Annotated in this window: 8 protein-coding genes; 4 read left to right on the plus strand and 4 right to left on the minus strand. The window is 63.4% G+C overall.

The window, feature by feature from the left end; all coding sequences use genetic code 11:
* Positions 1–64: 64 nt before the first annotated feature.
* Positions 65–649, minus strand: a complete 585-nt coding sequence (locus PLL20_02770) for an HAD family hydrolase (GenBank protein HPD28891.1) — start codon at positions 647–649, stop codon at positions 65–67.
* Positions 650–1,017: 368 nt separating this feature from the next.
* On the opposite strand from PLL20_02770, the gene PLL20_02775 reads away from it, so the two are divergent.
* Together PLL20_02775 and PLL20_02780 are read left to right on the plus strand one after the other, a co-directional pair.
* Positions 1,018–3,228: a cation:proton antiporter gene (locus PLL20_02775; GenBank protein ID HPD28892.1), complete on the plus strand. Its 2,211-nt coding sequence runs from the start codon at positions 1,018–1,020 to the stop codon at positions 3,226–3,228.
* Between the two features lie 14 nt (positions 3,229–3,242).
* Positions 3,243–4,373: a Nif3-like dinuclear metal center hexameric protein gene (locus PLL20_02780; protein ID HPD28893.1), complete on the plus strand. Its 1,131-nt coding sequence runs from the start codon at positions 3,243–3,245 to the stop codon at positions 4,371–4,373.
* Between the two features lie 474 nt (positions 4,374–4,847).
* On the opposite strand, the gene PLL20_02785 is transcribed toward PLL20_02780, so the two are convergent.
* From PLL20_02785 to PLL20_02795, 3 genes are read right to left on the minus strand one after another with little or no spacing between them, the layout of a single operon-like run.
* A complete protein-coding gene (locus PLL20_02785) occupies positions 4,848–7,460 on the minus strand; it encodes a type II secretion system protein GspG (GenBank protein ID HPD28894.1) in 2,613 nt (870 codons plus the stop codon).
* Positions 7,461–7,508: 48 nt separating this feature from the next.
* On the minus strand, positions 7,509–7,925 hold the full coding sequence (locus PLL20_02790) for a PqqD family protein (GenBank protein HPD28895.1): 417 nt from the start codon (positions 7,923–7,925) through the stop codon (positions 7,509–7,511).
* A 6-nt stretch (positions 7,926–7,931) separates the two neighbouring features.
* Positions 7,932–9,002, minus strand: a complete 1,071-nt coding sequence (locus tag PLL20_02795) for a DHHA1 domain-containing protein (GenBank protein HPD28896.1) — start codon at positions 9,000–9,002, stop codon at positions 7,932–7,934.
* A gap of 213 nt (positions 9,003–9,215) precedes the next feature.
* On the opposite strand from PLL20_02795, the gene PLL20_02800 reads away from it, so the two are divergent.
* Together PLL20_02800 and PLL20_02805 are read left to right on the plus strand one after the other, a co-directional pair.
* Entirely contained in the window at positions 9,216–9,698 is a 483-nt protein-coding gene (locus PLL20_02800; GenBank protein ID HPD28897.1) for an arsenate reductase ArsC, read from the plus strand.
* Positions 9,699–9,990: 292 nt separating this feature from the next.
* The gene (locus tag PLL20_02805; GenBank protein ID HPD28898.1) at positions 9,991–11,352 is read left to right on the plus strand and encodes a cytosine permease; all 1,362 of its coding nucleotides are present in this window, start codon (positions 9,991–9,993) and stop codon (positions 11,350–11,352) included.
* Positions 11,353–11,662 lie beyond the last annotated feature (310 nt).

Here is an 11,662-nt window from a genome sequence, read left to right on the forward strand (position 1 = left end):
TGCACGCTGCCCGAATACCGAGGGGATAAACCCCTCGGCTCGTCAAGAGAATCCGGCTCGGCGATTACGAATCCAACGACAGCAGCGGCAGCAATTCGCTCAGCCGGTGGATGACGTGGTCGGCCTGGTCGGCGAAATCGGGCGATTGGCCGTTGCCGTCCATCAGCACGGTGGTCGCGCCCGCGGCGTTGCCCGACATCAGGTCGAACAGATAGTCGCCGACCACCCAGGTTGCGGCCGGGTCGACCGCCAGCTTTCGGCAGATGGATAGAACAGGCTCCGGCGAGGGCTTGATCGGCCCGTCCTCGCGAGTATGGATGCAGTCGAAGCTGATGCCGTGCTTGGCCAGCACGATATCCACCGATCGGCGGCTGTTGCGGGTCAGCACGCCGAGCGGAATGCCCGCACGGCGGATCGCATCGAGCACCGCCCGCGTGTCGTCCCAGAGCTGGCTTTCGTGGGCGGCCTTCTCCTCATGCTTGATGAGGATAGCCTCGCAGCGTTTGCGCTGCTCGGGGGTCATGGTCTCCATCGCCTCGAGGATGGGCGTGCGAGGTTGGGTCGGCAGGCCGATTTCCCGCCGGATCGCGTCGAAGTCGAAATACGGCACGGTGAGCGTGCCGTCGAGGTCGAAGACGACGGCGGCCACGCGAGCATCGGTGGTGTTCTCGGGTTTGGATGCCTTCATACAGGTGGTTTAGCTGGCCAACCGGCAGGGGTCAAGCGGGGAGGCCTTGGACCGCAGGTGCATCTTCTGGTCAGGAAGAATGGGTCCGTGACAGATTAGGCAGGCAGGCTCTGTGGGTGCCACTGGCGGTTTATCGCGAGCCGCGTCGAGCGGCTTGCCCGCCAGTGCATGCCTGAGAAGCAAAAGACACTGGCAGACAAGCTGCCAGTGGCACCCGCCTAAAGTGTCACGGACCCAGGAGCAATCCCCCTGAGGAAATGGTCTTGGCTGGACCGCCGATTGCAGTTATCTTTCGCTCGGAAATCGATTGACGGCGGCGGGACACAGACATGGCTGTTACCAATGGCGACCTGATGCTTCGGACCATGGTTGCCGCCTTCGCGGCCGGCATCATGCTGATCGTCGTTTCGCGCCGATTTCAGTTGCCCGCGATTGTTCTGCTGCTGTTGGGCGGATACGCGTGCGGCCCGCAGATACTGGGCATCGTACGGCCGGACTCGCTCGGAGGCGGGCTGGTCGTCATTGTCGAGCTGGCCGTGGGGCTGATCCTGTTCGACGGCGGCCTGACGCTGGACGTTCAAGGTTACCGGCTGGCCTCCGGGCCCATTCGGCGTCTGCTGACGGTTGGCGTCGTTGTCACTTGGCTGGGAACGGCGGTGGCCATCGGCGTTATCTTCCCGGACCTGCCCATGTCGATGGCCCTCCTGGCGGGCAGCCTGGTGATCGTCACCGGTCCGACGGTGATCGGGCCGCTGCTCAAGCGAACCAAGGTCAACGCCCGGCTCAACCATATCCTCCATTGGGAGAGCGTGCTGATCGATCCGATCGGCGTCTTCGTGGCGATTCTGTGCTTTGAGTGGATCAGTGGAATGGAGGGTGGTACCGCCATCGCACATTTCGGCATGCGCGTGTTCTGGGGGCTGCTCGTGGGGATTGGCGGCGGCCTGCTGGTACACCGGCTGCTTCATGGCGGGTTTGTCCCTGAGGAGTTGGCCAACATCTCGGTGCTGGCGATGGCCGTTCTGATCTTCGGCCTGGGCGAGGTGGTCCTGTCCAAATCGGGCCTGCTCTCCGTGACGTCGGCCGGGTTTGTGATCGGGCTCAAGAACCCGCCCGAATTGAAGCAGATCCGCCGGTTCAAGGCCGAGATCGCGGACCTGGCCATCGGGATCCTGTTCATCCTTCTGGCCGCGCGGCTCAGGAGCGAGCAGTTCCTCGCCTTCGGGGCCGGCGGCGCGCTGCTGGTGGCGATCGTCATGTTCATTATTCGTCCGCTGAATGTGGTGGTTTCGACCGTCGGCTACAACGTGCCGTGGAAAGAGCAGCTTTTCTTGTCATGGATCGCCCCAAGGGGCATTGTCGCGGCGTCAATGGCGTCGCTCGTCTCCCTGCAGCTTGCCGACGCATTCCCGGGATCAGCAGCGTTCGTCGAGACATTTGTTTACTCGGTGATTGTAGGCACGGTCGTTCTGCAAGGACTCACCGCCGGGCTGGTGGCTGACGTGCTCAAGGTGAGGGCTCCCGCCCCGACCGGCTGGATGATCGTCGGGGCGCATCGGCTGGGTCAGGAGGTGGCTCGTTTTGTCAGCGAAACAGCACGTGCGCGCGCGATCCTGGTAGACACCAACGCCAAGATGGTCTCCGAGGCCCGGCAAGAGGGCCTGCAGGCGATCGTCGCGGACGCTCGCGATCTGGATCTCATCGAGCGGGACGAGTTTCAGGGGATCGGCAATTTGGTGGCCCTCACCGACAACGAAGACCTCAACATGCTGCTCTGCCAGCGGTGGTCAGAAGCGTTCGGGCGGTCTCGCGTCTTCTTCTGGTCGCCCAGCGCGGATCGTCGCCCGGTCGAGCGGGCGGGACAGGCGGTGTGGTCGCGATTGCCCAAGCCGTCCATCCTGAGCGCGGAGCTGGCCCGCAACGAGGCCGCGGCGGTGTTGGACACGTCCTCGGACCCCGGCCGTCTTTCGCAAGGAACGCCCATCGCGGCGTTCTACAAGAACCAGGTAAACCTGACGCCGGCGGATTCTTCACCCGCGGTCGCCACGGAGTCCTATCCGCTGCTTGTGCTGCGGCGCGAGGCGGATTATCTGCGCAGGGGGCTGCGGCCCGAGCTGGCGGTTCGATTGGAGATCTCGGAGCAGAAGGCGCTGTTCGAGGATTTGGTTTCGCGAATTGTCGAGGTCGAGCCGAAGGTACCTCGCGACGCCATGTTGAAGGAACTGATCGACCGCGAGCAGGTCTGGCCGACGGCTCTGGGGCACGGCATTGCCGTTCCGCACGCCTATTGCCGGGCGCTGACCAGTCGCATCTGCGCGGTGGCCCAGGTTCCCGGGGGCGTCGATTTCAAGGCGCCGGACGGCGAGAAGGTGCGCTTGGTCTTTCTGTTGCTCAGTCCGCAGGGTGATCCTGAAGGGCACCTGGCCACGATGGCCGAGATCGCTCGCTTGGTAGGCGACCCGGAGGTGAGAGACTCACTGCTGTCGGCCCAGGGCCCCGAGGATCTGCTGGCAAGGCTGCGAACGGCGGCACCGGCGTGAAGAGAGGATCGCAGATGACGGCAAAAGGCGGCAAGCGCGTGACCGTGGGAGCCGTGGCTGCGGCGATGGATCGGATCGCACCACCCGCGCTGGCTCAGTCGTGGGACAACGTCGGGCTGCTGGTTGGTGATCGGAGAGCGGTGTGCAGACGCGTGCTGCTGTGCATCGACCTGACGCCGGCGGTGCTGCGCGAGGCGGTCGCGTCGCGGTGCGAGATGATCATGAGTTATCACCCGCCGCTGTTCAAGCCGGTCAAACGAATTGTGGCGGACAGCGATGGGACGGAAGCGATCGTACACGAGGCAATTAGACGCGGGATTGCGATCTACTCGCCGCACACGGCTCTCGATGCCGCCGAGGGCGGAGTCAACGATGTGCTCGCGGGTCTGTGTGGGCTGACGGATGTCGGGCCGTTCGAGTATGTGTCCGTCGGGCGGCGCGAGTACAAGGTGGTGACGTTTGTGCCTTTCGCCCAACTCGAAGAAGTGGCCGCGGCCATGTTCGCAGCGGGCGCGGGTCGCATTGGCGATTACGAGCAGTGCAGCTACCGCCTGCGCGGCGAGGGCACATTCTTCGGGACCGAAAGCACCAACCCGCAGGTCGGCCGCAAGGGCCGGCTTGAGCGCGTGGCCGAGACGCGAATTGAGATGATCGCGCCGGAGCGCTGTCTGCCCGAAGTGATCGCGGCATTGCGACATGCACATCCTTACGAGGAGCCGGCCTTTGACATCTACCCGCTGACGCCCGAGCCGACGGGCGGGATCGGCCGTGTCGGCACTCTGCCGAAGGGCACTACGTTGGCCGGCTTGGCGAAATCACTGAAGCGCGCGACGAGGTCGCGAGTGCTGATGACCGTCGGCGAGCGAAATACGAAGCTGCGCCGCGCGGCCGTCTGCGGCGGCTCGGCCGGGCGCATGCCGCTGGAGATGCCGCGGGCGTCCGCCTGCGACGTCATCGTCACCGGCGAGATCCGCCACCACGACGCCCTGTCGATCCTCCGCGCGGGCAAGACGGCCATCGCCCTGGGCCACTGGGAAAGCGAACGCCCGGTCCTGGCCCCGCTGGGCAAGCGATTGAAGAAGCTGGTTGGCTCGATCGATATTCGCATGAGTCGCAAGGATGCGCCGCCGTTCCAGACCGCCTGACGAGCGCGTCGGGTCCGTCCTCGCGGACCTCGATCTGCAATCTCAAATCTGCGATTTGAAATCCGATGGTCCGCTGGCGCGAGAAACCCTTCAATCGCTGGTGCGAGAATCCCTTCTCGCACCTCTTCCGCAGCGAATCTTTTCGCCATTTCTCATGGCGGGATGGGAATCCCGCGTTTGTGGGGCCGAGATAGGAATCTCGGCCCAGCGGTCTGCAATCTGCGCTGGCGAGTATCCTTTCTCGCACCTCTTGCGCGGCGAATCCTTTCGTCATTTCTCATCGCGGGATGGGAATCCCGTGTTCTATGGGGCCGAGATAGGAATCTCGGCCCAGCGATGCTCATCGCGGGATGGGAATCCCGTGTTCTATGGGGCCGAGATAGGAATCTCGGCCCAGCGGGTTTGTGGGAGCGGGATGGGAATCTTGGCCCGGCGGCGTGGTCCGCCCGGGCGGAGCCTGCCGGGCTGCCGAGATCATTTCTTCCAGTTGGCGAGATCGTCGGTCGTGCCGTCCTGGCCGTCGGGGCCGAGGCTCCAGAGATCGTAACCGCTGCGGTTGCGTTCGCCCGGCGAGAGGTACATCAAGCGATGGCCCCACGGATCCTTCAGTGCGCCAGCGCCTTGGACGTACGGCCCCCTCCACTTCTCGGCGTCGGCTTCGCTTTCGGGTTGTTCGACCAACTCATCCAGCTTGTTGGGATATCGCCCGACGTGCATCTTGAACAGTTCCAGGGCTGCGGCCAGGGCTCCCTCGCGACTGACCGCCCGGCGTGCGGCCGCCGTTTTCTGGTCCCGTGTCCTCGCCTCTACCTGTTCACCGGGTTCTTCCATCTCGCGTCCAAGCCGACGGTATGTGTCCTCGAGGGCCTTGCGGAAAGCGCTCATCGTCATGAACTCGACATGGCTGTCGGCGAAAAGGACGACGGTACCTTCGTTATCGTGGTTTTCGGGGTTCTCATAGGCAATGACGTTGCGTTGGTCAACCTCCGTCGTCTGGCCGGAGATGTAGATGTACGAACTGGTTGCGTCGGATTCGTCGAGCGGCGATCGGAGTGATTTCTCACTGATGGCGCCGCTGTCGACCAGTGTCCGGAGATCGGGCGGGAACTGATCGTCGTGTTCGACTGCATAGGTATACAGAGCCTTGCCCAGGCCACTGAGATTGGCCGCGCTGGCCGTGCGCTTGGCCAGTACGCGGGCCCTGGACAGAGACGGCAACAGGATTGCCGCTCCCAGCGGAATCGCAAAACCCCCTTCACCGATGGCCGGCACCGGAACCGGCAGGGCCCCGTGCGAGACCGTCAACGCCCCGTCCTCGCTGACTATCGAGACGGACACGTTGCCGAACAGGTGACGGGTGACGGTATGGGCCGACGGCAACATGCTGACATCGAGCGGGATGTTCTCCTTTTGCAGCATGGCGGCGGCGGCCTGCCAGATCGGCAGTGCGAGGGAGTACATCTGGAGCATGCCCGACTTGGTGTCCACGTAGTTGACCGCAAACGCTCCGTTGGGCAGCAGCTTGCGCCCGCGCTGATAGTCGGGGTTCTCGAGCAGCGAGGCGCCGCGATTCATCAGGTGGTCCAGCTCCATCCGCACCATCTGGGGATAGAGAGCCATGATCCACCGGCCCTGGAACTCCGCCCAGGCCGGGGCGATCGGAAGCGGCACGCCGCTGATATTGAAGTATTCAATGGTCTGCCCACGGTATGTTTCGGTCGCCACCTCTGCCGAGGCGTCGCCGCTCATCTCCTCGGCGATGACGGCCGTGATGTTGCGCATCGCCTTGCGCAGGTGGTGCTTGGGCTTGACCTTGGCCACCACCGTAATGCCGCTGACCCAGATCCCGCCGAACTCGGGCGAATCGAAGATCGCCCAGTTGTCCTCGAACGCGCCGAGAATCTCCTTTTCGATGCTCAGTCCGAGGCGTCTCTCGGCCCGTTCCACCATCCCGAGGATCTCTTCTTCGCCGGTCGGGACAAGCGACGTCAGAGCATCCAACAGTGAGCGATAGGTTGCGGCTGCGTCCCAGTTGGTCACGGTGGCCCAGCGGACGTTCTTGGGGACCACCCGGATATCGTCGTTGATCAAGGCTTTTCGGCCGATGAGCGGATTACTGCTGGCGGCGGCCCCGGGCAGGTGAACGAACATGCTGGTCTTGAAGCCGCCGGCCTCGGGCGCGATCGCAATGGAGAGCGATTCGCACGCCTCGACGCCCATCTGCTTGAGGAAGCGATCCAGAGCGTCCGGCTCAGCAAAAAACGGCAAACTGGTGGCTGCGAGCATCGGCTGAAAGTCCTTGAGCGCCTGGACGGCCGCCTTCATGTCGAGGAAGAAAAACGGCCAGGACTGGTCGGCGCCCACGTGCTTCATTGCCGCAGCGAAACGCGGACTGCGGGTCAGCGAATCCTCGAGCGTGCCGAGGCCGAGGTGCTCCGTGGCCTTGGTGCCGAGGGAGACGACGAACAAGTCCTGCGCCCTGCCCCACCGCAGGGGAAGCGGAAAACCGGTCACGGTCTTGAACTTCAGCCTGCCGACCTCAACTTCCATCGCTGAATCGGGAGTTATCCCGGCCAGAGCCAGAAGCTGCTCCGCGATTTCGACGAGTTTCGCCGAATCCTTGCCTGCACGGACGATGATGGCGGCGTCGAACTGCGGTCCGTTCTTGCCGGTGCCGGCCCCGATCAGAGCCACCGCCGTCGGATGCCGCCAGACCGTGCCTAGCAGCGTCGTCATTGGATCGAGAATCTGTTCGGCCTTCTCGTCGCCGATCGCACGGGCGATCTGATCTTTGATGGCCGGCCAGATGTCCTTCCACCACGAGGCTCGCAGCCGTTCGAGTTCGGGTTCCTTCAGCAGCTTGGCCAACTCGGTCTCCTCGGCCGCCTTCGAAAAGACGTCGATTCCAGGCCACCCCTTGTACAGCAGCGTTTTGGCCGGCAGCAGATCCGAGAGCGCCGAGCCGCTGATCGCCGGAATGCCCTGCGAGGTCGGCGCCGATGCAGTGGTCGGCTCTTCGGCCGGTCGGACGGGTGCTGCGGTTAGCAACGTGATCGCCAGCATCCAGCGACATGTCCTGGAAACCATGATTGATTCTCCTTTCCGCGGATTGTCCTTCCGCCCCGCAAGATCGGTTCAGCTCGTGTGAAGGCGATCCTTGTCGGCTGCTCGGGGTTCTTCATGCGGCAGCGCCAGCATCATAATGCCCCTTTGCGCCAGAGTCCGCAAGTATGCGAGCATCGCCGCCTCCGCCTGTCGCGGCTCCATGCCGTGAGCAGAGCCGAGGCGTTCGATCATTGTCATGATCGTCGTCCGGCCGTCGATCATTCTCCAGGTTTCGACGCCGATCACGTCGAGTTGGTACCGGCGGACGATCGGGTGGTTGCAGCCTCCGCTCAGCCAGCGAAACAGGCGGCTCCTGGGCAGCGAGACGGTCAATTCGAGGCCGCCCCCGGCGATTTCCTTCTCGGTGATGTTCGGGTTTCGCAGCGGCCGGGCGGCCAGAAGCATCTCCCTGCTGAGTCCCGGGGTTTTCTTTCGTCGCCAGCCCATTGTCGGTCATTCTCCGCGCATGGCCGCGAGGATCTTCTCCGTCACGCGCCGCCGGGCTTCTTCCAGGGTACCGGCCAGTCGCGCTCCGGCCGCCCGGCGGTGCCCGCCTCCGCCGAAACGTCCGGCGATTGCCGCCACGTCGATGTCACGGCCGCACACCTCGGGCGACTTGCTGCGAAAACTGGCTCGTATTTCCCCTGTTCCCGCATCGACCAGGAGCGCCGAGACGATGACCGGCTCGGCGGCCATCGGCTCGTTGACCAGATCCTCCGTCTCAGCCTTTGACGCTCCGGAACGGGCAAACATTTCAGGGGTGATATGCGCAATCGCAATCGCGTTGTCAGCGTGGAACGTGAGCGTGGCCAGCATCTCGGTCATGAGTCGGACGCGCGACAGGGGAAACGATGCGTACAGCCTGCCATAGAGGACGTCAGGCCTCACGCCCAGGTCGATCAGGTCGGCTGCGGTCTGCATGGCGCGGGCGTCGGTATTCGAGTGCCGGAACCATCCGGTGTCGGTTGACAGGCCGGTGAACAAGGCTTCTGCCGAGGCGGAATCGAGCGGCCAGTCCATTGCATCGCACCAGGCGTGCAGAATCTGGCACGTGGCAGGCGCGGAAGGATCAATGAGATCAAGACCGGATCCGTGACCTTGGGAAACGCCGTCAGCGGCGGCGTGGTGATCGACGACGATCCTGGGCAGGGCGCTGGCTCGCAGGTAGTCGGCGGCCGGTTTGATCTGCGACCAGCTATTGGTGTCGAGGATCAGGATCCCGTCGAAGCGCGCGTCAATCGCGCCAGGACTGGCGTCTTGCCAGCGGTGGAAGACCTGCTTCGTGTTGATCCCGATGCCATGCCCACGGCTTTGCGCGGGGATGCCATCGAGGAACGCATACCGGCCGGGCAACTCGTCGTAAACGAACGCAGTCGCCTCACGGCCGGCGGCTTCGATCACCCGTTTCATGGCCGCCATCGCCCCGAGAGCGTCGCCATCCGGCCGGTCGTGGGCCAGGATCATCGTCCGCTTCCATCCGGCCAGAAGCCGTCCGGCCCCTTCCAATGTTTCTGGGTCGACCATCACTCACCTGTAAGCGGTAACCGCAATCATCATTCTCGTTGTACCGGGGGGACCATGCGGGCAGCCTTCCCCGTTCTTGTCTTCTCGCGAGGACAGGGCCGGCCCGCGCATCAATCGACGCACGCTTGCCATTTCCGGCGACACCTCACTTGAGAGATAATACCACGGTTGGCGTTTTGGGCTCAGTCCGTCGCGCATAAAGGGGTCTCTCCGATGCAGGGACCATACGCCGTGCTGTTTCTTTGTACCGGCAATAGCTGTCGGTCCCAGATGGCAGAGGCTTTGCTGCGTCATCTGGGCGGGGAGAGGTTCCAAGCGCTCAGTGCTGGCAGCCACCCCGCAGGCTATGTCCACGACCTGGCGCTCGAGGCCATGCGGCGGATGGGCGTGTCTACTGCCGGCCTCTATTCCAAGAGCTGGGACGAGTTTGCGGTAACCCCCATCGACATTGTTCTAACGCTCTGCGACCATGCCGCCGGTCAGTCCTGTCCAGTCTTCCCCGGTCCGGCGGTCCGGGCGCACTGGTCTTTGCCCGACCCCGCCTTTGCCCAAGGCACCGACGAACAGCGCTTGATGTTCGCCATGCAGGTCGCAAGCCGGCTCCGGGGCTGGATCGAGAAGCTTATCCGCCTCCCGATCGAGAAGCTCTCGCCTCAGCAGTTGCGGGCCGAGCTTGAACGGATCCCGAGGTTCTGACGGTTTCGCGTCACCCTCCGCCATCCTTCGGAGGTTCTGCCCCCCCGCGAAGTAGCGCAAGACGCACAAACAGGGCAGAGCAGGATTGGAGTCCTGCGAAGATCCATGGAGGAGGTGGGGCGGAAACCTGCCGGTCCCGGCTGATGCTCGGAACCCTGTCGGGCGCATCGAACGGCACCCTGGCAACAAGCAGAAAAACGGTTACCATGTCCCACGACCGATCAAATCGGCCGGAGGCAAGCGGTAGCCCTCACGGTCGGACATGCCGTCCTAGAGTTGAAGGAGAACACCTATGGCGAACGGAACACTTCCAGCTTATTTGGCATCGGCCAAGCCGAACCCCATGAGCAACCGCGGGCCGTGGTGGACCAATACCGCCCCGGCGTACTTTGGCATCTTCATGTGGATTGCCTTTTACGACAAGCTCGCCTCGGCTTTTAACCTTGGTGGTCTGGATGTTGCTCTGGGCGGGTTGGTAATCGCCGCCGTGCTCAGCCACTACGTGTTTCACTACGTATTCGGCGTGCTCGGTATGAAAACGGGGTATCCGCTTTACGTGGTGGGTAGCTCCACATTCGGCACTGTGGGCGGCTTGCTTTTCCCGGGCATCTTCATGGGCTTGCTCCAGATCGGCTGGTACAGCGTGGGGACCTTCTACGCGGCAAAGCTATTGCTGCTGGCCATCGGCCGCGACGCGGACCAGATTTCCGCGCTGTTTATCGTCTTTTGCATCGCGTGGGGTTACGTCTTTGCCCTCTTTGGTGCCTTCGGAATCAAGTACGTTGCGAAGATATCGAGCTATCTGCCGTGGGTGGCCGTGGCCATGCTGTGCATCGCCGGCGTGTGTGCCCTGCCGCACGTGGGGAACTTCAAGTTTGCCGTGGACCCGACCGGGCCGGGCGTGTTGGCCGGGGCTTGCCTGGTGATTCAGATGGTCATCGGTTTCTTCGCTACCGCCGGGGCGGCCGGTGTGGACTTCGGCACCAACAGCCGGGACGAGAATGATGTCAATCTGGCCGGGCTCACCGGCATCAGTCTGTCCATCCTCCTGGCCGGCGGTTTGGCTTTGATCATCGTGGCCGGCGCGAAGGGGATTGATCCCACCGTCGGTCCCCAGGTCAGCAAGGCGTTGCCGTTGGTCAGCCCCGGCCTGGCGAAGATCATGTTCCTGCTGCTGGCGATCGGCTCGATGGCCCCGGCCTGTTTCTGTGCGAGCATCATCGGCAACAGTCTGTCGACCATGATTCCGACCATGGGGCGCGTGCCTCTGACCTTGGGCGGGGCAACCATCGGCATCATCCTGGCGGCCACGGGTATCGCCGGCAATCTGGAGGCGTTCTTCGGCCTCATTGGCGCATCTTTCGGTCCGATCTGTGGGGCCATCGTGGCCGATTACTTCCTCTCGGGTAAGAAGTGGGCCGGCCCTCGCCAGGGCGTCAGCCTCGCCGGCTATGCGGCGTGGGTACTCGGCTTCCTCGTCGGCATCTCCAGCAACGACATGGTGACCAAGCTCCTCGGCAGGGAACTCGTGCCCGGCTGGCATCCGACCGCGGTTTACTCTTTCATCGTGGGCTTCGTCGTATACGCGATCCTGGCCAAGGCCGGTTTGCAGGGCAGGACGGTCGCCTATCCGGGTGCCGATGCATCCAAGTGACGATCGGTCGATAGGGCTTTCAAACAACGGGCGTGGAGCACCATCAAGGTGCCTCGCGCCCGGTTTCTTTGGTCACAACCTTCTGCGCGCGATCTCGGAGTCCGACCACGATCTGTACGTGTTTGGCGTGCAAGACAGCGGGTCAGGCACTTTTTGCCGTCTTCTTGTCGCCGACGAGTCCCGCCGGACTGAGCCAACCTCTCCCAATCGCACCGCGAACTGCATTTGGGCAAAAAGAGCCAGAGCCCAGCACGCTAGCCCAAGTTGAACACCAAAGGGCGATTCTAGTTTTTTTTCGGGGTGTTGGACC

The sequence above is a fragment of the Phycisphaerae bacterium genome, assembly GCA_035384605.1.
In the GTDB taxonomy this organism is placed as follows: Bacteria; Planctomycetota; Phycisphaerae; order UBA1845; family PWPN01; genus JAUCQB01.

Excerpts from the sequence above, each read along its gene's own strand:
- PLL20_02790 (HPD28895.1), bottom strand. The coding sequence starts at position 7,925 with ATGGGCTGGCGACGAAAGAAAACCCCGGGACTCAGCAGGGAGATGCTT.
- PLL20_02800 (HPD28897.1), top strand. The coding sequence starts at position 9,216 with ATGCAGGGACCATACGCCGTGCTGTTTCTTTGTACCGGCAATAGCTGT.
- PLL20_02795 (HPD28896.1), bottom strand. The coding sequence starts at position 9,002 with ATGGTCGACCCAGAAACATTGGAAGGGGCCGGACGGCTTCTGGCCGGA.
- PLL20_02805 (HPD28898.1), top strand. The coding sequence starts at position 9,991 with ATGGCGAACGGAACACTTCCAGCTTATTTGGCATCGGCCAAGCCGAAC.
- PLL20_02780 (HPD28893.1), top strand. The coding sequence starts at position 3,243 with ATGACGGCAAAAGGCGGCAAGCGCGTGACCGTGGGAGCCGTGGCTGCG.
- PLL20_02775 (HPD28892.1), top strand. The coding sequence starts at position 1,018 with ATGGCTGTTACCAATGGCGACCTGATGCTTCGGACCATGGTTGCCGCC.
- PLL20_02785 (HPD28894.1), bottom strand. The coding sequence starts at position 7,460 with ATGGTTTCCAGGACATGTCGCTGGATGCTGGCGATCACGTTGCTAACC.